The organism is Citrobacter sp. wls708, from assembly GCF_005281255.1.
Classification (GTDB): Bacteria; Pseudomonadota; Gammaproteobacteria; order Enterobacterales; family Enterobacteriaceae; genus Citrobacter; species Citrobacter werkmanii.
This window is the reverse complement of sequence record NZ_SZXE01000043.1, coordinates 385,858-409,793: the sequence shown is the minus strand read 5'-3', so window position 1 is coordinate 409,793 and position 23,936 is coordinate 385,858. Positions and strand designations below refer to the sequence as shown.

At 48.3% G+C, this 23,936-nt stretch carries 18 protein-coding genes; 6 read left to right on the top strand and 12 right to left on the bottom strand.

Annotated elements, in window-relative coordinates; all coding sequences use genetic code 11:
- Positions 1-26: 26 nt before the first annotated feature.
- Positions 27-3,143: an efflux RND transporter permease subunit gene (locus tag FDW97_RS23155; RefSeq protein WP_137351673.1), complete on the top strand. Its 3,117-nt coding sequence runs from the start codon at positions 27-29 to the stop codon at positions 3,141-3,143.
- A 213-nt stretch (positions 3,144-3,356) separates the two neighbouring features.
- On the opposite strand, the gene FDW97_RS23150 is transcribed toward FDW97_RS23155, so the two are convergent.
- Together FDW97_RS23150 and FDW97_RS23145 are read right to left on the bottom strand one after the other, a co-directional pair.
- On the bottom strand, positions 3,357-3,704 hold the full coding sequence (locus tag FDW97_RS23150; RefSeq protein WP_137351672.1) for an HdeA/HdeB family chaperone: 348 nt from the start codon (positions 3,702-3,704) through the stop codon (positions 3,357-3,359).
- Positions 3,704-4,300, bottom strand: a complete 597-nt coding sequence (locus tag FDW97_RS23145; protein ID WP_085048904.1) for a DUF308 domain-containing protein — start codon at positions 4,298-4,300, stop codon at positions 3,704-3,706. Before FDW97_RS23145 ends, FDW97_RS23150 begins: the two co-directional genes overlap by 1 nt.
- 281 nt (positions 4,301-4,581) lie before the next feature.
- On the opposite strand from FDW97_RS23145, the gene FDW97_RS23140 reads away from it, so the two are divergent.
- Positions 4,582-5,211 carry a YfdX family protein gene (locus tag FDW97_RS23140; protein ID WP_121529445.1) on the top strand — a complete coding sequence of 210 codons (630 nt, stop codon included), beginning with the start codon at positions 4,582-4,584 and terminating at the stop codon, positions 5,209-5,211.
- Between the two features lie 76 nt (positions 5,212-5,287).
- Here the strand turns inward: FDW97_RS23140 and FDW97_RS23135 are convergent, their stop codons facing one another.
- The 6 genes from FDW97_RS23135 to dpaL all read right to left on the bottom strand — a co-directional run bounded on the left by FDW97_RS23135 (position 5,288) and on the right by dpaL (position 15,033).
- Entirely contained in the window at positions 5,288-8,530 is a 3,243-nt protein-coding gene (locus FDW97_RS23135; protein ID WP_137351671.1) for a response regulator, read from the bottom strand.
- Between the two features lie 4 nt (positions 8,531-8,534).
- The gene (evgA, locus tag FDW97_RS23130; RefSeq protein WP_038632843.1) at positions 8,535-9,149 is read right to left on the bottom strand and encodes an acid-sensing system DNA-binding response regulator EvgA; all 615 of its coding nucleotides are present in this window, start codon (positions 9,147-9,149) and stop codon (positions 8,535-8,537) included.
- A gap of 427 nt (positions 9,150-9,576) precedes the next feature.
- Positions 9,577-10,863, bottom strand: a complete 1,287-nt coding sequence (locus FDW97_RS23125) for an MFS transporter (RefSeq protein ID WP_042313230.1) — start codon at positions 10,861-10,863, stop codon at positions 9,577-9,579.
- A gap of 78 nt (positions 10,864-10,941) precedes the next feature.
- Entirely contained in the window at positions 10,942-12,534 is a 1,593-nt protein-coding gene (locus tag FDW97_RS23120) for an amidohydrolase family protein (RefSeq protein ID WP_137351670.1), read from the bottom strand.
- A gap of 67 nt (positions 12,535-12,601) precedes the next feature.
- Positions 12,602-13,786, bottom strand: coding sequence for a YgeY family selenium metabolism-linked hydrolase (locus FDW97_RS23115; protein ID WP_038632852.1), 1,185 nt, complete (start codon positions 13,784-13,786; stop codon positions 12,602-12,604).
- 32 nt (positions 13,787-13,818) lie between these two features.
- The gene (gene dpaL, locus FDW97_RS23110; protein ID WP_087856254.1) at positions 13,819-15,033 is read right to left on the bottom strand and encodes a diaminopropionate ammonia-lyase; all 1,215 of its coding nucleotides are present in this window, start codon (positions 15,031-15,033) and stop codon (positions 13,819-13,821) included.
- Positions 15,034-15,413: 380 nt separating this feature from the next.
- Here dpaL and FDW97_RS23105 point away from each other — a divergent pair, with 380 nt between their 5' ends.
- A complete protein-coding gene (locus FDW97_RS23105) occupies positions 15,414-17,162 on the top strand; it encodes a sigma-54-dependent Fis family transcriptional regulator (RefSeq protein ID WP_069324607.1) in 1,749 nt (582 codons plus the stop codon).
- 80 nt (positions 17,163-17,242) lie between these two features.
- On the opposite strand, the gene FDW97_RS23100 is transcribed toward FDW97_RS23105, so the two are convergent.
- Positions 17,243-17,743 (bottom strand): anti-virulence regulator CigR family protein, encoded by a 501-nt coding sequence (locus FDW97_RS23100; protein ID WP_038632857.1) that lies wholly within the window; start codon positions 17,741-17,743, stop codon positions 17,243-17,245.
- A gap of 328 nt (positions 17,744-18,071) precedes the next feature.
- Here FDW97_RS23100 and FDW97_RS23095 point away from each other — a divergent pair, with 328 nt between their 5' ends.
- The 3 genes from FDW97_RS23095 to galE all read left to right on the top strand — a co-directional run bounded on the left by FDW97_RS23095 (position 18,072) and on the right by galE (position 20,948).
- Complete coding sequence (locus FDW97_RS23095) at positions 18,072-18,707, top strand: carbonic anhydrase (RefSeq protein ID WP_038632863.1); 636 nt, start codon at positions 18,072-18,074, stop codon at positions 18,705-18,707.
- Positions 18,708-18,929: 222 nt separating this feature from the next.
- On the top strand, positions 18,930-19,868 hold the full coding sequence (locus tag FDW97_RS23090; RefSeq protein WP_137351669.1) for a hypothetical protein: 939 nt from the start codon (positions 18,930-18,932) through the stop codon (positions 19,866-19,868).
- 63 nt (positions 19,869-19,931) lie between these two features.
- Positions 19,932-20,948 (top strand): UDP-glucose 4-epimerase GalE, encoded by a 1,017-nt coding sequence (gene galE / locus FDW97_RS23085; protein ID WP_137351668.1) that lies wholly within the window; start codon positions 19,932-19,934, stop codon positions 20,946-20,948.
- Between the two features lie 46 nt (positions 20,949-20,994).
- Here galE and FDW97_RS23080 read toward each other — a convergent pair whose 3' ends face one another.
- The 3 genes from FDW97_RS23080 to FDW97_RS23070 are packed head-to-tail and all read right to left on the bottom strand — an operon-like array spanning position 20,995 to position 23,936.
- Positions 20,995-22,386, bottom strand: a complete 1,392-nt coding sequence (locus FDW97_RS23080; protein WP_137351667.1) for a DUF4832 domain-containing protein — start codon at positions 22,384-22,386, stop codon at positions 20,995-20,997.
- Positions 22,387-22,416: 30 nt separating this feature from the next.
- A complete protein-coding gene (locus tag FDW97_RS23075; protein ID WP_038632874.1) occupies positions 22,417-22,824 on the bottom strand; it encodes a hypothetical protein in 408 nt (135 codons plus the stop codon).
- Between the two features lie 2 nt (positions 22,825-22,826).
- Positions 22,827-23,936, bottom strand: a complete 1,110-nt coding sequence (locus FDW97_RS23070; protein ID WP_137351666.1) for a glycosyltransferase family 4 protein — start codon at positions 23,934-23,936, stop codon at positions 22,827-22,829.

Genomic DNA, 23,936 nt, shown 5'->3' with positions numbered 1-23,936 from the left:
TTTCAGGTATTAAGGACACTTTCTTCATGGCTAACTTTTTTATTGAGCGCCCGGTTTTCGCCTGGGTGCTCGCTATTATCATGATGTTTACCGGCGGTATCGCGATAATGAACTTGCCCATCGCGCAATATCCGCAAATTGCTCCCCCCACCATTACCATTAGCGCAGCCTACCCCGGTGCAGACGCCAAGACCGTTGAAGACTCGGTGACTCAGGTGATTGAACAGAATATGAACGGGCTTGATGGCCTGATGTATATGTCATCCACCAGCGATGCGGCCGGTAATGCGTCGATTATCCTGACCTTTAAAACGGGAACCTCACCTGATATAGCGCAGGTTCAGGTACAGAATAAGCTACAGCTGGCGATGCCTTCCTTGCCACAAGAAGTCCAGCAGCAAGGGATCAGCGTTGATAAATCCAGCAGCAATATCTTAATGGTTGCGGGTTTTATCTCTGATAATAACAGTCTGAGCCAATATGATATTGCTGACTATGTGGCGTCGAATATTAAAGACCCACTGAGCCGCACCCCCGGGGTCGGGAGCGTACAGTTATTCGGTTCGCAATACGCCATGCGTATCTGGCTGGATCCGCAAAAGCTCGACAAATATAACCTTACGCCGCAGGACGTTATTACCCAGCTCAAAGTACAGAATAACCAGATATCGGGCGGACAGCTGGGAGGAATGCCGCAATCAGCCGACCAGCAGTTAAATGCGTCGATCATTGTTCAGACACGCCTGCAAACTACCGATGAATTTGGCAAGATCTTCCTTAAGGTTCAGCAGGATGGCTCCCAGGTTCTGCTGCGGGATGTCGCTCGTATTGAGCTGGGTGCGGAAAATTATGCAACGGTGGCACGTTACAACGGAAAACCCGCCGCCGGGATTGCAATTAAACTTGCCGCTGGCGCCAATGCCCTTGAAACATCCCAGGCCGTTAAACAAGAGCTGAACAGGTTATCAGCCTGGTTTCCGGCCAGCATGAAAACCGTTTATCCCTATGACACTACCCCCTTTATCGAGATTTCAATTCAGGGTGTGTTTCATACATTGATCGAGGCAATCATCCTGGTATTCCTCGTCATGTACCTGTTTTTGCAAAGTTTTCGCGCGACGCTTATCCCCACTATCGCGGTTCCGGTTGTTATTCTCGGAACCTTTGCGATACTCGACGTCGCCGGTTTTTCGATCAATACGCTCACGATGTTTGGCATGGTGCTGGCAATAGGACTGCTAGTTGATGATGCCATCGTGGTGGTTGAGAACGTAGAACGTATTATTGCCGAAGAGCATTTGTCACCCAAAGCGGCGACGCATAAAGCGATGGGGCAGCTCCAGAGAGCGCTGGTTGGTATTGCCGTCGTTTTATCCGCCGTGTTTATGCCAATGGCATTTATGAGCGGGGCTACGGGCGAAATTTTCCGTCAGTTTTCCATCACCTTAATTTCCTCCATGCTGCTGTCGGTATTTGTGGCGATGAGCCTGACGCCCGCACTCTGCGCTATGCTGTTGAAATCCCACGAGGGAGAAAAAGAAAACACCCATTTTCTGTTTACCCGTTTCAATCACTTCATGGAGAAATGCACCCATCACTACACTGACAGCACCCGTAGGCTATTACGTTGCACCGGCCGCTATATGGTAGTCTATTTAGTGATTGGCGCTGGCATGATGGTGCTGTTTCTCCGTACTCCCACCTCCTTTTTGCCTGAAGAAGATCAGGGCGTTTTCATGACCACGGCACAATTACCTTCCGGTTCAACGATGGTAAATACCAGTAAAGTGCTTGGGGAAATAACGGATTACTATCTGACACAAGAACAGAAAAATGTTGCGTCTGTTTTTACCGTTGGCGGATTTGGCTTCAGCGGACAGGGGCAAAATAACGGTCTGGCATTTATCAGCCTGAAACCGTGGTCAGAACGCGTTGGCGAAGAAAACTCGGTTACCGCCATCATTCGACGGGCAATGATGGCCTTAAGCACCATTAATAATGCCGTCGTTTATCCGTTCAATTTACCCGCAGTCGCCGAATTGGGTACCGCTTCAGGTTTTGATATGGAGTTGCTGGATAACGGTAACCTTGGGCATGAAAAGATGATGCAGGCCCGCAACCAGCTCCTGGCTTTGGCCAGCCAGTCACCCGATGAAGTTAACGGGGTGCGCCCAAATGGGCTGGAAGATACGCCGATGTTTCGCATTCACGTCAACGCGACAAAAGCAGAGGCGATGGGTGTGGCATTGTCGGATATCAACCAGACCATCTCTACGGCGTTTGGTAGCCGCTACGTCAATGATTTCCTTAACCAGGGGCGCGTTAAAAAAGTGTATGTCCAGGCCGATACGCCGTTCCGTATGTTGCCGGACAATATCAACCACTGGTACGTACGTAACGCCTCCGGCGCGATGACGCCGCTTTCAGCCTACTCATCAACCGAATGGACCTACGGCTCTCCCCGTCTTGAACGCTACAACGGACAGCCTGCAATGGAAATTCTCGGCCAACCGGTCGCAGGGAAAAGCAGCGGCGATGCGATGAAATTTATGGCGTCATTGATTAATAAACTGCCCGCGGGCGTCGGTTATGCCTGGACGGGGCTGTCGTATCAGGAGGCGCTGTCCACCCACCAGGCGCCAATGCTGTACGGCATTTCTCTGATCGTCGTATTTCTGGCGCTGGCGGCACTGTATGAAAGCTGGTCAATACCATTTTCCGTAATGCTGGTTGTACCAATTGGGGTGGTCGGTGCTTTGCTGGCGACCGATCTGCGTGGCCTGAGCAATGATGTTTACTTTCAGGTTGGCCTGCTCACCACCATGGGACTTTCAGCTAAAAACGCTATTCTGATCGTCGAGTTTGCTGTCGAGATTATGCAAAAAGAAGGAAAAACGCCGCTTGAAGCCGCGGTGGAAGCTGCGCAAATGCGTTTACGTCCTATTTTGATGACGTCATTGGCCTTCATTCTGGGGGTTATCCCACTGGCAATAAGTGACGGCGCTGGCTCTGGCGCGCAAAACGCCGTCGGTACGGGCGTTATCGGTGGAATGCTGGCCGCGACCGTGCTGGCGATCTACTTTGTTCCGGTCTTCTTTGTTCTTGTCGAAAACATGCTGGCGCGATTTAAAACCCGACATTGATTCCCTGCCCTTGTAAGTGCTTATCCCTGGGATCGGGTAATAAGATCCCAGGAATGGCGCTTCGCTTATCAGACCTACAGTAGTTAGCAGACACTGCTATCCAGCGAGTTTCCTCGTGGATAGCTGAGCGAGTTATTTTATTGTGAGGGGAAATGTGGGTGTGGGGACAGAGGTTGTCAATTCTAACTAAAGCCAGGCTATCGAAACGGTTAATCAGTAATGCAGACCGACCCCCTTCAGATTTACGGTCAGTTCGCCTAATTTCGTATCCGGGTGTTGATGACACATGTTAATCATTTTCGGAACAGCGACAGTTTCTACCTCATGCAGCGGAACATAATCATCGCCTTTAAAGTCAGAATTTTTATTAACGATCACAAAGGCAATTGCCGTCATGTATTGCCGACTCATATCAGCAAACTCTTTACAGGTCATATCTTGTGGCGCAGCTTCGGTTGCCTGAGTAGCAAACGCACAGCTCATCGGTGCCAAAACAGAGGTCATAATAACAACAGCTGAAACCATCATTTTAATATTCACGATACACTCCAGAGGCAGTATTAATGGTTATTGGCAAGTTTGTCTGTTGCTACCAACTTCGTGTTCCTGCGCAGACTGATAAAAGCCAAAGAACTGAAGATCATCTCGACCCCAATAAAAATCGAGGTAAACACGTAAGACTTGTCGGGATCCATATTCAGCCATACGCCAGCAATAAGCAGATCTAAAATGCCGATAAAAATGTTCCAGCCATAGCCCGGACTGCGGAACATTTGAACTCCGGAAGCCACACGAAAAATACCGCCAAGAATAAACAAGCAGCAAAAAACCATAGCCAACGAATTCATGCCAATCACCGGGTTAACAAGGAAACAGTACCCCAGCAGTAACCATGCGATAGCAAAAAATGCATAGGTAAATTTGGCTTTCAACTGCTTCTTCCCGGCGCTAAACAGGCTATAAATAGAATAAAAACCGCACACCAGGAACATAAAACCTGTCGCATAGCTTAAATAAACGCCAGCAGCGATAGGATAGATTAAGCAGCAAATGCCACATACCAACAACAGCACCGCCATAATTGTTGCGTGTCTTTTATAATGAGAAAGTGTTTTTTCATTAAACGTTCTCAGGGCTTGCTGATTAAAAATGAACATACATCCTCCGTTACATGTAAACGTAATGTAACCTACTAATAAAAGAGTTAATACTCACACAATACATATCACTTACAATGAAATAATAAGACTTCAGATAAGGATGCGTATATAAGAAGAAAGGAATGTTGTTATCCGTTTAATCCTACACATGTCAGACGTCTGACACCTGTAAGATTAAGCGCTCATTATTCTATCCTGGCTCTGATTCCTCTCTTTAAACTTATTTAATATGATTATTGCGTTTGGTGAACAATACCAACTTTATTCAGGAGAACGTAATGAAAAAGATTATTCTTGCAGGTCTGCTTGCAACTATGATGGGCTCAGCTCCGGTAATGGCATCTGCCACTACTCCCACTGCGGCACAAACAGCCACAGCCAATGTACAAAAAGAAGCAGCCGATATTATGCAGGTCGCCGTAAAAGGTGCCAATGCGATGCGCGATATTCAACTGGCTCGTCTGGCTCTGTTTCACGGACAGCCTGACAGCGCAAAAAAATTAACCAATGACGCCGCTTCCCTGTTGGCAGGCGACAGCAGCGACTGGGCGAAATTTGTCAAAGCAGCGCCTAAGGCGAAGATGATTGACGATCAGTACGTAATTATTAACGCTACGATCGCATTATCAGAAGACTATATTGCTACGCCGGAAAAAGAATCTGCTATCAAAACCGCGAATGGCAAAATGGCCAAAGGTGACTGGAAAGGTGCAGTGGATACCTTGCAACTGGCTGGGATCAGCGTGCTTCAGACCCAATACCTGATGCCTTTGAATCAGACGCGTAAAGCCGTTGCCAGCGCCCAAAAACTGCTGTCCACGGGTAAATTTTATGAGGCTAACCTTGTGTTAAAAGGTGCTGAAGAAGGCATTGTTATTGATAGCGAAATGGTGGGTGCAGGCCAGTAATACTCTGTACTAACGAGTGATGAATCAAGACATTTCTCTCCGGATCGGGCAGCTACGGCTACCCGATCCGGGGGGATTAATGGCTCATCAGACTGTCGATCTCAATTTCAATTTCTCGCATGACAGCAACAATTTTCTGTAATGCCTGCTGCCGTACAGCCAGCGGAAGATCGTCATGTCGCATAGACTCAAAAGGTTCGCACAGCGTCTGAAGCGCGGTGATACCCAGAATTTGCGCCGAACCATGCAACCGATGAAGCGCCCGTAAAAACAGCTGCGGCTCATCTTGCGCAACGGCTTTCTCAGCCGCTTGTAAATCACTCAGCGTTGCTTCGCGGAATGTTTCGAGTATCTCGTTCATTAATGCGCGATCGCCACCGGTATTTTCAGTCAGTACATTGAATTTTAAATGCCGGATTGCACAAGGTGACGCATAGCCCGTGTCGATTTTACTCAGTTCATGCGTCAGCGTCTGGATTGACACCGGCTTAAACAGACACAAATTCATACCGTTTTGCAGACATCGATCGCGTGACTGCGGGAGCGCACTGGCTGTCAGCCCCCATATTTGCAAGTGAGGTTGTTGACGACGTAGTGAAGCCGCGAGATCAAACCCGTCTTTCTTCGGCATATTCACGTCGGTTATCAACAGGTCGTATGATTTTTTGGCCAGTTTGGCTTCGGCTTCCTCGCCATCACAGGCCTCATCCACGCTGTAGCCAATGGTATTCAACTGGCGTTTAAGTAGCAGGCGATTAGTTGGGTTATCGTCTGCGATCAGAATCGACAGACACGGTAGCGGTAGCACAGCGCCAGGGGTATCCCCATCAGCTACTATCGACTGTCGGGCAGTTTCAACCGGCAGCGTAATCGTGAACGTGGTTCCCTGAGCCGGAATACTCCTCAGCTCCAGCGTACCGCCCATCAGCGTTACCAGTTCTTTGCAGATAAATAACCCCAGACCAGACCCCGTTTGTTGACGTCCGCAACGCCCCTGAGCATAACGATGGAACAGTCCAGCCTGCTCTTCTTCGCTAATGCCACAACCGGTATCACTGATGGCGATTGTCAGGGTGCCGTGATTATCTGTGTCCGGAGTCAGTCGGGCCGTAACATGAATACTGCCCTGCGCCGTAAACTTCAGCGCATTTCCCACCAGATTGGTGAGAATTTGCCGCAAAGCCTGCTGATCGACAAATACCCGCTCATTTACTGGCAACTGGCTGACACAGGCAAGCGATATACCTTTCTGCCTGGCCAGGGCATCGAAAGAGTGGCACTGCAATTCAATAAGCTGCGAGAGATCGGTCCACTGGGGAACAACCTCATATTTTCCGGATTCAATCTTATCAACGTCCAGAATCTTACCAATCAGTCCCAGCAATGATTGGGCCGTCGCCCCGGTCAAAGCAATGGCCTCTTTGCGTTGTGCCGGACTGAGCTCAGAGCTTGAGAGTAATTCCACAAAACCAACAATCGAGCTTACCGGGGTACGTAACTCATGACTCATGCTCGCCAGAAAACGGCTTTTGGCTTTTGTAGCGGCAATCGCTTTATTCTTTTCGCTCTCCAGCTCTTGAGATAAGACCTCTTTGAGATGTAACTGTTCTTCCAGTAACCGCTGCGATTGCTTTCTTTTACGGACTTCACGGGAGAGTGATATCCCCCAGATCAGGCTAATAGCAATAAGTACCAGCGCAAATACCACCAGTTGATAGAACTGTTTGCTATATCGGCTCCAGATATCAACCTGGGTATTGGAAATCTTCGACCACTTCTCCGTCATCTGTAAAATTTCACGCGGAGGTATGGCTTGCAGGGCCTTATCAATGACAGACTTCAGCATCGGCTCATGAGAAGAAATAGCAAAACTCACCGATGCGCCTGGCATATCAGGAAGCCGGAAGAAGTGCATATTATTCTGGTAGTAATGATCGGTAATGAACTTTGCCGACAATTCGGTCGCGATTGCCGCATCAACGTCGCCCTCCTTGACCATAGCCATTGCAGCGCTACCGGTATCCGCATTCACCCAGGTCACCTGCGGATACTGTTGTTTGAGGCCACGTTCCAGAATATGTCCGGCAGGCAGAGCAATACGTATCGGTTTTCCCAGCAGCGAGTCGGCTGTTTCCTGGCGCGATGTGATAACCACGAATGCAACATTCATCAGCGGATCGCTCAATGCCGAATCGTCCTGGTTTTGGTTAGTCGGGGCGATCGTCGGATACATATCCCACTGCCCACCACTGATGAGTTTGGTCTGTTCACTTCTGGACGTGGCCAAAACAGGTTCAAAATTAAGACCCGTTTGCAGATGAATAATATTCAGCAAATCGCCAAGAATACCACGTAACTCGCCGCTGCTATCTACCAGCGTATAGGGTGGGTAATCCGGGTTGATCAAAATGCGGATAGTATGTTTATTCTTCAGCCATTCTTTTTCCTGATGACTGAAAGGAATGGGCGCATTCAGATAAGCAAGATTACCGCGATTTAACCAGTTCTGCATCACCTGCATATGGATTTCATTACTTATTGACGTAATAAAACCATCAAGAATATTTCTTAATAGCGGTTGATTTTCATTAACCACAAAATAATTATATTGTTCCTGCTTATCAAAATAATGCGTAATAACCAGGGATTGCGAGAAATACCGCGAGATACAATGACTAGTGGTAATATTGTTACCAATATAATATTGGTTATCATCGTTCACCACCGACGCCATTGCCTGATACTCGTCGTCATAAAATGAGACTTTAGCATCAGGAAAAGCGTCTTGGATAACGTTAAGAAAAGGGCAATCCCGCACACAGGCGACGCTGACCTTATGGTTCGTCATCAGCGGTAGCATCGTGTTTTTTAATGACGTCACAAGCGTCGGCCACGTTGTGAGTAATGCCGATGTGCGCAGTAAATGCCCGCCGACATCCTGCCGCCGGGAAAGCTGGGTTATCAACGTATCAACATCATTACTGGCGAGTGCGGCAAGCGCCTGCTGCTCGTTATCGTATTGCTTTATAACAATTTTTACATTGAGACTTTTTTGCATTAGCGCAAGGTAGTCCGCGTTAACGCCCCGATAATTTTCCCCGCTGTTTTGATAGACAATAGGTGAGACTTCCGGTAACCAGGTGCCAACCACTAATGTTTTTTTATGCGCCAACCAGTTTGTTTCTTCCCTGTTTAAGCTGATATTTTGCACCGCAGTATTATAGTTACTTTTTAGTTCAACCTGGCGCGCTGAACTCACATCCGTAGATAATCCGATGGTAAATATGACCATCAAAAAAATAAATAAGCGTTCCAGCATTACTCTACCCTATTTTATTTCTTTGCGCGTAATCATAAATTTCCATTAATGAAGAACAATCTAATTTTTCCATTAAACGACTTTTATAAGTACTGACCGTTTTATTACTGATATTCATTTTACTGGCAATCGTACTGTAATCCATACCATTAAGGATATAACGCAACACTCTCATTTCCTGTGTTGATAACGTATCAAGTTTATCCTGTTCGCTGGCCGATGAACCAGTAAAGTGTTCAAGGGAGAAAGGGAAATAACTATAACCATTTTTGGCGGCTTCGATGGCGGCAAGAATATTATTCATGCCTTCTTTTTTACTCACAAATCCGTTAGCACCGTATTCAGCACTACGTTTACCATAAAAATATTCATTTTTTGCTGAAATGATAATGATCACACCAGCATAGTGCCGCTTGCGTAATTGTTCCAGCACCTCGATGCCACTGATACCAGGAATATCCACATCAATAATTAGCAGTTCAGGTTTGTTTTTTTCAACCACCTGTACGACTTGCTCGCCACTGTCGAGTTCAGTGGTCACAGTGATACCATTAGTATCGAGTAAGTTGCGAATGGCAATGCGGGCCAAAGGGTGATCATCAACGATTATCGCGTTCATTGCGTTCATTGCGTATAAGAATCCCGATAAATAAAGAGAGGCGATGGCTATAGTGCAGGTGAGTCTTCAATATTACTGATTTATAAGTGCCAGACCCAGGACGCAAATTCTAACATAGTCACGTGTATATTTTATGATTTTTTCATAATCAAGATGAATAAATCATAAAAATAACATTTAGATTTACAAGAATTAAACCTTGAACCTTTCTGTAGATCAAATCATTAACACATTATAGAGGGAATATTCCTACACATGTAGGACTGGTCTTTCATTTATTATGCTTAATTCTTAATAAGGAGAGGAATAGAATTGCAGTGGTAACTGTACATCTGGCGGGAAATTCAGTTATTGCGAGTGATTAAACGTTGATGCCCGTCAATCCCTGTGGCTCTGAAACAGCAGAGCCACAGGAGACAGACATTAATCAAGCCTGACTGGGTAATGCTCCAACCGCGCGCGAGTTTTTCACGGTCAGCGTAACGACGGCAGAACATAACAGTGCGGCAATCATAAAGATAAAGGCGCTGTTATAGCTTCCTGCGCTGCTTTGGATCAGCCAGCCGATGATAGGTGCAGAAACAACGCCCGCCATCTGACCGCCAAAGTTAACGATCCCCGACGCCCGTCCCATAATGTTGCTGGGGATGGTATCCATCAAAATTCCCCAGAACGTCGCCATAGCGAAGAACATGAACAGGGCTGAAATACACTGATAAACCACCGCCATATCTGCGCTGCTCACGCTGAAGGTCAGGTACAGGAAGCCTGCGGCAATGACTGAGGTTACGACGTACAACGTTTTACGCATCGGTTTGAATTTATCTGAACAGTATCCGCCTAACAATGTGCCTCCTGCGCCAAACAGAAAGGGAATTGCCGCCATTACGCCGGTCTTGGCCAGAGAAAATTCACGTACGGTGATCAGATAACTGGGCAACCAGGTTGAAAATCCCCAGAAGGTGATATCAAACAAAAACCAGATACTTGCCATTTGCCAGAGCACCGGCATTTTGAGTACGTCTTTAAACGCGATAGCGCTGGTATTTTGCAGCCCACCCTGATCGTCAACGGCCAGTTCCGCCAGATCCTGCTGCGTAATGGCGGGGTGATCTTTCGGGTTGTCACGCGTAAATAAGTAGATCCCTGCGGCAATAAACAGTCCAGGAATACCCAGCACGATAAAAACCATATGCCAGCCAAAAGCCCCAATAATGCTGGCTGCGACCACAACCGCCAGCGCCGGGCCTAAGGTGTTCACCGTTGATTGAATCGCCGTCGCGCGCCCGCGCTCTTTCGACGGGAAATAGGTCGAAATCATCTTCCAGGAGGCCGACGGGAAGCACCCTTCGCCGATACCAAAGAAGAAGCGCACTGCCAGCATTAGCGGTAGCGTCAGCACAGCGCCGGTTAAGCTGGTGAAAACAGACCACCAGGCAATACCAATAGCCATGATTTTACGCGAGCCAAACTTATCCGCCAGTAAACCACCGGGAATTTGAAACGCGGCATAACCAATAAAAAAGGCGCTAATAATTAAACCTTGTTGGGTGGTATCCAGATTTAAATCTTTGCCGATATAAGGGAGCGAAACGCTCATGACCATTCTGTCGAGAAAAGAGAGGAGCCACGCCAGCCAGATCAATGTCAGGACGGTATATCTTGCTTTCCAGGTCTTTGGTTTACCTGAAGGTAAAGATGTTTGTAGGTTCATTGTGATGTCCTTAGGGTGTAGTGATCTACCGCGGCCATAAATAGTCGCGATAGATCAATGCGTGTTTAGCGTTATTTATTAATATTGTTTTCTTATAACCGTACCGCTACAGGCATAACTTTCCGTGCCTTTAATTAAGGCAATGCGCCCATTAACCATGACAATTTCAATCCCTTGCGGATACTGATTAGGTTCAACAAACGTGCCCCTATCAGCGATAGTGTTCGGATCGAACATCACAATATCCGCCGCGTAACCCACCTTCAGCAGCCCGCGATCCTGCAGGCCCAGCACCTCAGCAGGTTTACCCGTCATTTTGCGAATTGCCGCTTCCCAGCTCAGACATCCCTCTTCACGCACGTATTTACCGAGCACACGTGGGAATGCGCCGAACACGCGAGGGTGCGGTTTTCCGGCCCCCATTAAACCGTCGGTACAAACGTTTTGCTCTGGCCGACAGAGAAACTTAATCACATGCTCTTCAGTGCCGTAGAAGTCGACCATTCCGACAGCGTTTTCTTCTTCATAAAGCAGGTCGAAGGTGGCGTTGTAGGGGTCTTTCCCGCGCAATTCACCCAACTGGGCGAGGTTCAGACCAACGGCATCCTGATTTTTGGCCGTTTTCACGCTGGTAACAAAAATCTGGTCCAGACCGGCAAAATCGATAAAGTTATCCCAGCCAGGGATGCCCTGCTGAATATCCTCGATCATTTTGGCGCGCAGTTCAGGTGAGGCCAGGCGTTCCAGTAATTTGTCTGTTCCACCGGAGTGGACCCATGGCGGCAGGATCACGCCGAGCATCGTGCTGCCCGCCACATAGGGATACTGGTCGAAAGAGATGCGGATCCCCTCTTCCTGCGCCTGCTCCAGCATCCCCAGCATTTGGTCGATCAGTCCCCAGTTTTTCTTTCCGCAAACCTTCATATGTGAAATATGTAGCCAGACGCCTGTGGCTTTGGCGATATCAATCAGCTCCTGCGTTGAGTTGATAATATCGTCAGCTTCACTGCGCTGATGTACCACAAAGATCCCGTTATATTTCGCCGTGACCTTGCACAGTTCAATCATTTCGGCAGTATCGCCAAAGGCGCAAGGCATATAGATAAGCCCGGTGGAAAGACCAAACGCGCCCGCTTTTAATTCCCGCTCAAGAACTTCGCACATCTTCGCCACATCTTCACGGGTCGAAGGCCGCCCATCCAGCCCCATCGCCTCCATGCGCACGTTGCCATGCGGAACTAAATAGGCAAGGTTTGTCGCCGGATGTCGTGATGCCAACAGATTGAGATAACCGTCCGTATTTTTATATTTCCAGTCTATTTTGTCGGTATCGCCGTCCAGGCCGGCAATATTTTTACGCCACGCCGGAATATATTCTTCCGGCAACGGTGCTAACGCGACGCCATCCTGCCCCAGCAATTCAGTGGTAATTCCCTGGCGAATTTTTGCCGACAGCGCGGGGTTAATAATCGCCGACAGGTCAGAGTGCGTATGGGTATCAATAAAGCCAGGACAAATAATTTTTCCCGTGGCATCAATAACCTGTTCATTGACGCCAACGTCTATTTGACCGATTGCGACAATACGTCCGTCATCAACGACCACATCGGCAATTCTGCCTTCACTGCCCGTCCCATCGATCACATTTCCGTTTTTGAAAATGGTTTTCATCGTTATTCTCCATTGCGGCGGCGCTGCGCGGCACCGCCTGTAAGGTAAGAGGATTTTTATCGTTCTTTTATTGGCGATAGAGTGTCTGGATGATGCTGTAATAGCCGCTGGCCGAACCGGTTAACTGATCGATCTCGATATACTCATCAATGGTGTGCGCCAGATTTTCACGCGAAGGTCCGAAGCCGATAGTTTTAATTCCCGCTTCGCCCGCATAGTGACTACCGTTGGTGCAAAATGAGTATTGCGTGATGGTCGGATTAAACCCGGCCTCGCGGACGCCAGCCAGAGCGGCTTGCACGAATTCGTCCGACTCGTCATACACCCAGCCCGGGAAGAAGCGCTCCCCCTCAATGGTGGCACCGGTATAGCAAGATTCCTGGCCCACAGCGTAGGAGACACGGGCCTTAAACTGCGGATCCTGCGTGATGAATTCTGCCAGGACATTTTCCAGCGGGGCAATGACGCTTTCTTTGGTTTCGCCCACCAGCAAACGGCGATCGTAGGTTGCGCGGCAGTAATCCGGCACGACCGAGGCACCCGGGTACGGCGAAGATTTAATGTCGGTCAGTTCGAGAATGCCAGGCCCGAGTACTGGGTGCGTTGGCGGGGTAATGGTGCGAATTTTGTCGATCAATTGCGCCATTTTATACACCGCATTAATCCCTGCCTGCGGGTTGGCGGAGTGCGCAGGTTTACCAAACGTTTCAACCACAATTTCAGCACGGCCACGCTGGCCAATTTTCAGGTTTAGCTCGGAAGCTTCACCGATGATTACGTAGTCTGGCTTATAGCGCTCGCTGACCAGACGAGCGGCAATGCCTTCAAAGCACTCTTCATGCACGATACAGGCAACGTAGATTTTCCCGGCGAAATTACGCTGGTTGTCCTGGCCGAAAAAACCCACGGCGGAGATCATTGCCGCCACGGCGCCTTTCATGTCGGTCGTACCGCGACCATAAATCTTGCCATCTTCGATATCACCGCCGTACGGGTTGCGGGTCCACTTCTCTTCGTTCACCGGTACAGTATCAATATGTCCATCGAGGACCAGCGTTTTCCCTGGCTGATTACCCACGATACCGCCAACAATGTTGCCGTACTTATCAACATGGATGTCATCGAACTGGTAATGCTGCATCATTGTTTTTATGGCATTAACCACTTCCCCTTCCTGACCGGAATAACTTTTTTGTTGGATTAGCGCCTGACAGTTTTTAATCACTTCTTCAATACGGTTTGCAGATAACATGGGTTTCTCCGTTCTTATTCTCAATCAGGAAATTATTTGTTGATGCCCGGGTACTGACCGCCCCAGACAATATCCAGATACTGTTGTGGGTCAGTGTCACCCTCAGTACTTATCAACAACACGCGGGAATGCTCATCCAGTCCCAGTTGCGTACGCGTTTGCGCCAGTTCAGGCGAGGACATCAGCAGTGACAGCAGGCCGGTCGTCACCGCCCCGGACTCACCAGAAACGATCTGCGGATCGCCTGCCAGCGGATTACCCAACATGCGCATGCCAAGCGCCGCAACCTCATCCGGGCAGGAGGCAAATGCGGTGGCATAATCACGCAACAGCTTCCAGCCAATGCTATTTGCCTCACCGCAGGCGAGACCAGCCATCACGGTTTGCAAATCTCCGCCCACCGCTATGGCATCACCCTCTTTCGAGCGGGCGGAGCGGTAGAGACAATCGGCAATTAACGCCTCGGCGACGATCACTTTCGGGCGATTTTCTCCCCATGCCGCTGTCACCATTCCCTGAACCATGCCGGCAAACGAGCCAACGCCTGCCTGAACAAAAATATGCGTCGGCGCAACCTGATGCAGCTGGTCGATCGCCTCCAGCATCAGCGTGCCGTAACCCTGCATAATCCACTGCGGGATCTTTTCATACCCTTCCCAGGCGGTATCCTGCACCACTATCCAGCCATGCTTTTCCGCCTGTTCCGCGGTCATGCGAACCGCATCGTCATAGTTCATATCGACGATTTCGGCGGTAGCGCCTTCGTTACGGATCGACGTCAGACGTTGCTGTGAAGAACCTTTTGGCATGTAAACCACGGCATTTTGCTTCAACTGTCGCGCCATCCAGGCAACGCCGCGACCGTGATTGCCATCGGTGGTGGTAGCAAACGTAACGGTTTGCAGATCGCGGCGCACCTCTTCGCTGGTCATCACATCAAACGGTAATTCGCTGATATCTTTACCGAGTAATTCTGCGATATGGCACGCCATCGCATAGGAACCGCCCAGCGCTTTAAAGGCTTTCAGGCCAAAACGCTGCGACTCATCTTTGAGGTAGATATTTTTTACGCCCAGTTTTTGTGAAAGTGCCGGCAGCGTATACAACGGCGTTGGGGAATATCCCGGAATAGACCGATGAAAATTCAACGCCTTGACCAACTCCTGGTGGCTAAACGGAGCCAACGGCGCGTTCGGATGTTCGGTAAACGGTGTCTGGTTGATAAAAAATGATAAGTTTTCCTGCATCATAAAACCTCATTGTGCTGGTAATCCATTCCCTGCAATTGATGTCATACAGAGATATTTCCGCTATCGGTAATGCCAATAGAGCAAAATGCTTACCAGCTTTTTATTAATTGAGTAAAACCTTATGAATAATTTAATAAACACTTAAATTTCAATTAAATAGATAGAATGCAATATTTGCAGCCAAAAATATCATCGCGTTAGTTTATCGTTTCATTTTGATAAATTCTCACAATTGATAAATAGTGTGATCGCGGAAGATAAAATAAAAAAAACATACTAAAACAGAGCAGTAGATTGATTTTTCGCAAATCATTTTTGGATTAGTTCGCCTATTTATCATTTTCCATGAGAAATGCGACACGCGCCGGAGAAGTAGCATGATTTCAGTACTCAGCAATATTCAGGATGATATATGCAATTATGCCGATGCTATTTCTGGCATCACCGGAACGGATGTTGAGATCATTGATGAATCTTTAATGCGCATCGCTGGCACCGGTAAATACCGGCACATGCTCAATGAAAACGTGGCAAAAAACGGTTACATCTACCGCCACGTTTTGCAGGTGCGGGAAACGGTGCTGATCAAAAATCCTGGCGAACATCCACTGTGTCAGTTATGTGAAAAACACCACTATTGTTCTGAAATGCTGGATTTGAACGCACCAATTTTTCTCAACAATCGCGTCATTGGGGTGATCGGGATTATTTGCTCAACCCAGGCGCAGCGCGACACCCTCCTGAGCCAGATTGAGAAATTTGTTACTTTCATTGAGCAAATAGCCGTGATGATCTCCAGTAAGGTTTTTGAATGTCTGGAACGTTTACGCGCGCAAGAAAGGCTGGGCGCATTTCGCCGTCTGATCGATGCCATGGACCGCGGCGTCGTGGCAATCGATGGTGATGGTCTTGTCTGGCATGCCAACCATTCAGCCGATCGCATTCTCAATCGCGAGGTTCAGGGATTACCGTTGACCATTGAAACAACCGGGGACAGTTTGTATGGCGATGAGGAGGCCTGGCTGACGCTCGAAGGTCAGAAATACCATGTACTGTGCAAGCAAATTTCGCTCTCGTCTTTGGATAACGATCGCTTAACCATGATTATCTTTCGTGACGCGCACGACTACCTGAGCACCCTTCTTCCATCGCCTTATGAGGCCGACACCCAGGTGCGGTTGATTGGTCACTCCCCCTTGATGGAACAGCTCAGAAGCACCATCGGTAAAATCGCCAACAGCTATGCCAGTGTGCTTATTACCGGCGAAAGTGGCTCAGGAAAAGAGGTCGTGGCATTTGCCATTCACCAGAGCAGCCCCCGTAAAGCCGCCCCCTTCGTAACAATCAACTGTGCTGCCATTCCCGAACAGTTGTTGGAAAGCGAACTGTTTGGTTATGTGCGCGGCGCATTCAGTGGGGCCGACCCCAAAGGCCGCGTGGGAAAATTTGAACTGGCCAACGGCGGCAGTCTGTTTCTGGATGAGATCGGCGATATGCCGCTTCATCTGCAGGCTAAGCTGCTCAGGGTTCTGCAGGAAAAAGCGATCACCCGCGTCGGGTCTAACAACACCATCAATATTGATGTACGAATTATTGCCGCGACTAACAAAAACATTAACGCGATGGTGGAGAGTAATCAGTTTCGCGAAGATCTTTTCTATCGCCTGAACGTGGTCCCTTTGGTTCTTCCCTCTCTGCGCGAACGGCGGGCAGATATTGCGGTCCTCGCGCAATATTTTGCCGATGAGTTTTCGGTCAGTTATCAGCGACCATCACAAAAACTTCCCGATGATGTCATCAACCGCCTCTATGCCTGGCACTGGCCTGGCAACATTCGTGAATTACGTAACGTTATCGAATATATTTTCGTGATGCGCGGGGAAGCCGCAGGGATCAACGCCAGCCATCTGCCTCCTTACCTGCTCACCGCAGCTGACAGCAGAAAAACGTCGATGACAGCCCAGCCTCAGCAGCTTGCTAATAAGGGAAAACAAGCAGAAAGGGAGGCCATAGAAAATGTCATCCAGCGATTTGGCGCAAGCGTGGAGGGGAAAAAACAGGCAGCGACCGAACTGGGGATCAGCATTGCCACGCTTTATCGAAAAATAAAGCTGTACGGGTTATAAACCTGACCTTACTTAACGAAAAAGCCCGCGTAATGCGGGCGTCCAGCAGGCACAACAGAGCCAATTAATTCCGTGGCGAATCAATCAAACACGCCATTAATAACGGCAGTGACAATCGCCGTGCTCAGTGCAATCAACACCAGATTGTCGCCAACGACCTGCCATTCATAACCAGGATAATACGGCAGTTGATTCAACATAGAAGGTGGGACGCTTTTTTTAGCGATCCCCGGAGGAAGCGGTTTTCCTCGCGCCAGATTTTTGGCAATGCCTGGCGGCAGTGATTTATACCCCGTCAAACCATATCTGACAGCATACTGCCTGGCCACGTTATAGCTGATGTCGCTATCCACATGATCCGGCTTGCCATAATTTTTACGCTGTTCTGTATGTGCATTATTTTTTTGGCCGGCGTTTCCTTTCTGGCTGTTACCACTATTACCCTTGTTTCCGCTATTACCATGGTTGCCACTATTACCATTGCCGTTACCGTTACCGGGGTTTGCGAATACAGGGGTGGCGCACATCGTCATCGCGGCAACGGCGACTAAAGCCGTTGCTAAAGTACGGAGTCTGGACATGATGATTCCTTGAGGTGTGGATACATATAAAAATGTAAGGTATTCCATGATGACTGGCTATCGCTATAACTCCGATTTATTGGCAAAAAAAGCGATGTCATTTTGCCAGGCGTAGGCTTGCGAATGTCCCCATTTGCAGTCTACCCCCGCCATCTGTTAACTCAGAACGACAGAACGCGTATCACATTCCACCCTCGCTACGGTGGAGAAAAATCAGTCAAAAATGTTGCAAAACTGCTATAAACTCTTTCGCTTCTGTCGGCTGGTGTTAAACTGGAAAGTGTGATCTTCATCATAACCTGCTCAAACAGAGAAAAGAGACACTGCTATGCAACATATCATTGAGGGCTTCCTCAACTTCCAAAAAGAGATTTTCCCTCAACGTAAGGAACTCTTCCGCAGCCTGGCATCCAGCCAGAATCCAAAAGCGCTTTTCATCTCCTGTTCCGATAGCCGTCTGGTGCCAGAACTGGTGACTCAGCAAGAGCCCGGGCAGTTGTTCGTTATCCGCAACGCCGGCAATATCGTCCCCTCTTTCGGACCGGAACCCGGTGGTGTCTCCGCCACCATCGAATATGCGGTAGTCGCACTCGGTGTGACGGATATTGTCATCTGTGGCCATTCCAATTGTGGCGCGATGAAAGCCATTGCTGATAGCCAGCCCCTCGATCCAATGCCCGCAGTGGCGCACTGGCTGCACTATGCCGATGCAGCTAAGGCCGTGGTCGAGAAGAAAACCTGGGATAATCCCATCGATAAAGTTAACGCCATGGTGGAAGAGAACGTTATCGCTCAGTTGAACAATATTAAAACGCACCCTTCCGTTGCTGTTGGGCTGCGAAATAATGCGCTGCGTCTGCATGGCTGGGTGTATGACATCGAAAGCGGTGAAATTCGTACCCTGGATAAAAACAGCAAAACCTACGTTTCCCTTGCTGACAATCCGCAGGTGCATTTCGAGTAAACCCTCCACTGGAGCAAGGATGCTCTGGATAATTATTTCCTACTTTTGTGCTATAGACAAAAAACACACCCGGACCTAATTTTTAATAATAGCCTCTGATGTTTCTGCATTGGTCTTCGCGCATTCATTCAACATTACGACAGATATCATGTACGCAGCAGCAAATTAGCTGTTCGTATGAGATTTTTGTTAAGATGCAGGTAATTAAAGGAGTAGGCGCGAATGCAAACGAAAATAAAAAAAATAATTAAAACATTTTTCTATCATGAGTCGTGGGACATCATGATTCTAAAGGATCATGGCTCACACTTATTCCCCGATAACACTCTGGAAATACTGAGTAAAACTACTGCCCAGCAGTTAAAAAAGAAATATACGTTTCAGGCCGACCCTTTTATTGTTGAAAAGGCCGATAAACTGTATGTTTTTTATGAAGCCTTTAGCTTTCGAAATTCGAAAGGTACGCTAAGATGCCGCGTCCTGGATCGTGAACTGACTGAAATCGATGATGTTAAACTTGAGGGCTTTGACGACTTAAAGTGTCATTTGTCATTCCCTTTCCTGATTCATATCAACGATCAGCTTTTCATGATCCCTGAGTCTTCAGAAAGAAAAGAAGTCATACTGTTTCAGTCGGTAGAATTCCCGGCACGCTGGAAGAAAATCAAAGTCTTAATATCGGATACTGAATTAACAGATAATGTGTTTCTCACAATTAATGAAACCTGCTATCTTTTATCCACCACAATGGATAATGAAATCATTATTCACTCTGCTGAGAATATCTTTGGGGAGTGGCAGCGGATTGCCCCCTCACTGAAGATGAGCAACCATCACCACCGGGGAGCCGGCGCGCCTTACCTTGTCGATAACAAAATGTACTTCCTCACCCAGGAGTGCACACCTGAAACCTACGGAAAATCCATCTACATCAAAGAATTAGTTACATTGAACGATACTGTTTTCGATGAAAACCTGATCGAGAAAATCAATTCCTCGATCAACCACAGTGATGGTGTCCATACACTAAACTTCTCAAATAACTATATTGTTTATGACTCAAAAATAAACAAGTTCAGTTTTTTATCTATACTTAAAAAAATATCTTATAAATGTATGGTGAGATATCGTAACTACAACCTTACCAGACTTCACCAATAGCATGTTTTCTATGGTAGTGGCGTGAATCAATGCCCGTTTTGATAGCATAAATCTGGAGTCTGTATGGCAATTCTTGTCACTGGTGGCGCAGGTTATATTGGTTCACATACTGTTTTAACACTACTGGAAAGAGGCGATGATGTCGTTGTCATTGATAATCTGTCGAACTCTTGTCAAGTCTCGCTGGACAGAGTCGCGGAACTCGCCGGAAGCAAACCGACTGTCTATATCGCCGATATTTTGGATCGGCAGGCGTTAAAGAACATTTTCACCCGCCATAACATCACTGATGTCATTCATTTTGCGGGACTCAAATCGGTTTCGGAGTCGATAAAAGAACCCCTCGCCTACTATGAAAACAACGTCACGGGTACGCTGGTATTACTTGATGAGATGCGGGCCGCAGGCGTGAATCGTTTTATTTTTAGCTCATCGGCCACGGTATACGGTAATCCGGAAAGCGTGCCGCTAAGCGAGCAGTCGCGCACGGGCGGTACGACCAATCCGTACGGAACGTCTAAATTAATGGTCGAACAGATTCTGGCCGATTTTTCACGCGCACAGCCCGATTTTCGCATCACCTGCCTGCGCTATTTTAACCCGGCCGGTGCCCATCCATCGGGTCGAATTGGCGAAGATCCTAACGGTATTCCCAATAATCTGGTCCCGTATATCTCCCAGGTCGCGATTGGTAAACTTGAGACCGTGTCGGTATACGGTAATGACTACCCAACCTCCGACGGTACTGGCGTTCGTGATTATATACACGTCATGGATCTGGCGACCGGTCACTTAGCCGCGTTGGATTCCCAGAACAAAGGCGCCGCTTACAAGGTGATTAATCTTGGTACCGGAGTCGGGTATTCCGTACTTGACCTCATTGAGGCGTTTGAAAAAGCGGCGCAGACAAAAATTAATTATCAGTTTGTCGCCAGAAGACCCGGAGACATTGCCGAGTGTTGGTCAGACCCTTCCCTGGCGCGAAAAGAGTTAGGCTGGCAGGCTATCTATAGTCTTGATGAAATGATGCGCGACACGTGGAACTGGCAAAAAAATAACCCGAATGGTTATAACCTGTGATGTTCTCAGCCACGAGCCTGGTCGCCAGGCTCGTGGCTTTACCAGGCTAGCGTGACGTTATTGTTGATACACGATACCAGCCGTTGCTCTGCTTCCCTTCATTGGCCAGGTTGATTCTCGCGGCGCCGGATTTATCCAGCATCGCAACCTCAATCGCATATTGCCCTTTCGCCAACTGCTCCGGCATAGGCAGCGCATAACTAACCTGATGAATTCCAGGGAGCCAATGTCGTATATCATCCGCCGCATTACCCTGCGCCACCACCTTATTAGCACTGTCTACTACACGAAATGCCAGCGTATAGGACAGGTAGATCGGTGCCACTCCATCGTTATACCAGGTACTGTTCAACGTCAGAGTTTGTCCACTGTTCCACACTGACTCATGGCTCAGGGACGCTAAGCGAAATCGGTAGCCCAGTTTGGTCAGTGCATCGTCGACAATCGGTCGATAATCGCTGGGTATCGCTCTCGATTTCAGGTTGATGGTACTGGCATGCTGCTTGAGCGCCCAGTCAAAAATCCCCTGCACTTCGGCGCGCGTATAATGAAAAGAATTCTTCCAGTCCTGCATATACGAACAGATTTCCAGACTCACCGGCGCGCGTTTCCAGGCATCGTTAAAGCCTGCATAACTTTGCTGCGCTGCCAGTAATCGCTGAGGATAGTCATCTTGCATATGATTCCACGAGTCTGAAAACACGCGCAGGTCGCCCCAACAGTCCGCTCGCCACCCGGCCCCACGCGCCACCGCATTTGCCAGGCTTTGCCCACCGCTTATCAGCATAATTTTGGGCGTTTTGGGAAAGGCAGAAAAGTGCATCGCAACGTAGCGATCCAACTGTCCGGTGGTGTATCGCTGCATGAGTGGCTGCAGGTCGGGGAAGTTGCTGTTATGCCACTCTCCCCACGAACCCACCATGCCGATATCAACAAAAGCGAGATTCTCATTACCATCGTAGCGCTGACCCAATGCGTTGAGCAGTCGCTGGCTGTATTCGATAAACAAAGGGTCATCTAAATCCGGCACAAACGTCTTATTATCAGACGTCCAGGTCCCTTTTACGCCTTTTTTAATCAGCCAGTCAGGAATTTTAGTGCCATCCGCCGGATCGGCAAGCGCCATAAATCGTAGCCCGACATTCATCGCGGGACGCTGCGCCGCTGCGTATTTAAAGGCATCATCCACCAGCGCAAAATTGTACTGGCCCTCAACAGGTTCCAGATCTCGCCAGTAAAATCGCTCATACTCGAACCCGGTATTGGGATAATCCGCCAGACTCAGCGTTTCACCGTATCCCTGATGAAAACTGGCAACGCCAATCCCCGGATTAGTTAACGGCCCTGTCAATGCTTTGGGAGTTACGGTCGTTAATGCGGCCATGACCGACAGCGGGAGGAACATACCCAATAGCGCAGAAACCCATTTACTCTTCATCGCAGTAATGCCCCCACTGGTTTAATCACGCTAGTGGTTTTTCAGATTTAACCACCAGTCCCAAATACCGACGTGAAAATTTTGGAATACATCAATACCTAACGCTGATTTGATCATATACAACGTCAGCAATACGCAGCAGGTGACGAACAGCACGGCGATCAACAGCAAAAAAGTGAGCAAGATCCGCGATAAAGTCGATTCCTGGCGATGCTGGCGGCGTAAATCTCTGCCAAACAAAAAAACCAGATAAAAACGTTTACTGAAAAAAGGAAAACTCCGGCGAATATCAATCTGATGCCGTGACGCCAATGTCGAGGCCAGGATCGCGTTTTCTACCCCTGCTTTTTGTTCCGGGGTCAACCCCGCCGCTATTTGCTCATCAAGGTGAGCGTAGAATCGCTCGATGACGGGAGGACGATTTTGAGGACTGGTCAAAATTAACCTATATCTTTATCAATTGAGTGATAGACGTTGACTGTCTTTTTGGCGATTTCATACCAATTATAGTTTTGCAAATATACACGATAGTCCACGCGATTGGCTGTCACCCACTGGGTTAATTTCTCGGCCAGACTGTTCACATCCCCGACCTTAAAATAGGCTTCGGCAGGTAGCTGAACTTCCTGGTTCGCCGGAATATCACTGACCACGGCGGGAAGAGAAAAGGACATCGCTTCCAGCAACGCAATAGGCAGACCTTCGTGATATGAAGGCATCACAAACAGTTTCGCCTGTGAAAATACCGCCTGCAGCTCATCACCGCGTAAAAATCCGGTCATCACGACGCCTGGCGTGTCGGCGGCCTGCTTTTTGAGGCGAATGCTGTATTCAGTCGGATGATCCGCATCGCCAATTAACACCAGCGGCATGGTCAAACCGCTTTGTTGATAAGCGGCGATGGCGTCATGCATCCCTTTTTCTTCGACAAATCGTCCAACCACCACAAGATAATTTTTCGGCTGTAGCCTAAAGCGGGAGAGCGTATTTTCGATAGTCAGCTCAGATAATAACCGCGGATCGTTCACACCGTTGTGAATTAAATGCGCGTCATAGCGACCATGTTTTTTCTGGATCAGTTGATTAATCACCTCAGAAATCACAATCACCTCGTTGGCGTATCTCACCGCCCAGCGTTCACCCAGTAACAGTATTTTTTTGGCAATGAAACCCCATTTCTGACGATCGTAGTCAGGCCCATGGTGGGTAAAAACGACCTTTTTGCCTAAAACACGTAATAATGGGATCACAAGGCCTGGTCCGATAGCATGCACATGCACAATATCCGAATGGTCGAAAACTGTCCTCAATGCCGCCAAAACGGAATGAACAATCGCTTCCAGCGAACGTTTTTTGGGCGCCCACAGCGCATAGGTTTCGACTTTCTTATACGTTGACCGTTTGTAATTCACATACGGTGAGCGAGCGATAACACAAATATCAACATCGAGCTGCTGCTTAATAGCAGGATAAAGATTCTGGCAGTGTGTCTCCACGCCGCCCAACACATCCGGAATACCTCGTGTGCCAAAAACCGTTATTTTTTTCAT

Bases quoted from the DNA above. Each gene is read 5' to 3' on its own strand.
- FDW97_RS23100 (WP_038632857.1), bottom strand. From the start codon at position 17,743: ATGTCCAGACTCCGTACTTTAGCAACGGCTTTAGTCGCCGTTGCCGCG.
- galE (WP_137351668.1), top strand. From the start codon at position 19,932: ATGGCAATTCTTGTCACTGGTGGCGCAGGTTATATTGGTTCACATACT.
- FDW97_RS23090 (WP_137351669.1), top strand. From the start codon at position 18,930: ATGCAAACGAAAATAAAAAAAATAATTAAAACATTTTTCTATCATGAG.
- FDW97_RS23155 (WP_137351673.1), top strand. From the start codon at position 27: ATGGCTAACTTTTTTATTGAGCGCCCGGTTTTCGCCTGGGTGCTCGCT.
- FDW97_RS23115 (WP_038632852.1), bottom strand. From the start codon at position 13,786: ATGTTATCTGCAAACCGTATTGAAGAAGTGATTAAAAACTGTCAGGCG.
- FDW97_RS23125 (WP_042313230.1), bottom strand. From the start codon at position 10,863: ATGAACCTACAAACATCTTTACCTTCAGGTAAACCAAAGACCTGGAAA.
- FDW97_RS23095 (WP_038632863.1), top strand. From the start codon at position 18,072: ATGCAACATATCATTGAGGGCTTCCTCAACTTCCAAAAAGAGATTTTC.
- FDW97_RS23145 (WP_085048904.1), bottom strand. From the start codon at position 4,300: ATGTTCATTTTTAATCAGCAAGCCCTGAGAACGTTTAATGAAAAAACA.
- dpaL (WP_087856254.1), bottom strand. From the start codon at position 15,033: ATGCAGGAAAACTTATCATTTTTTATCAACCAGACACCGTTTACCGAA.
- FDW97_RS23080 (WP_137351667.1), bottom strand. From the start codon at position 22,386: ATGAAGAGTAAATGGGTTTCTGCGCTATTGGGTATGTTCCTCCCGCTG.
- FDW97_RS23120 (WP_137351670.1), bottom strand. From the start codon at position 12,534: ATGAAAACCATTTTCAAAAACGGAAATGTGATCGATGGGACGGGCAGT.
- FDW97_RS23135 (WP_137351671.1), bottom strand. From the start codon at position 8,530: ATGCTGGAACGCTTATTTATTTTTTTGATGGTCATATTTACCATCGGA.
- FDW97_RS23105 (WP_069324607.1), top strand. From the start codon at position 15,414: ATGATTTCAGTACTCAGCAATATTCAGGATGATATATGCAATTATGCC.
- evgA (WP_038632843.1), bottom strand. From the start codon at position 9,149: ATGAACGCGATAATCGTTGATGATCACCCTTTGGCCCGCATTGCCATT.
- FDW97_RS23140 (WP_121529445.1), top strand. From the start codon at position 4,582: ATGAAAAAGATTATTCTTGCAGGTCTGCTTGCAACTATGATGGGCTCA.
- FDW97_RS23070 (WP_137351666.1), bottom strand. From the start codon at position 23,936: ATGAAAAAAATAACGGTTTTTGGCACACGAGGTATTCCGGATGTGTTG.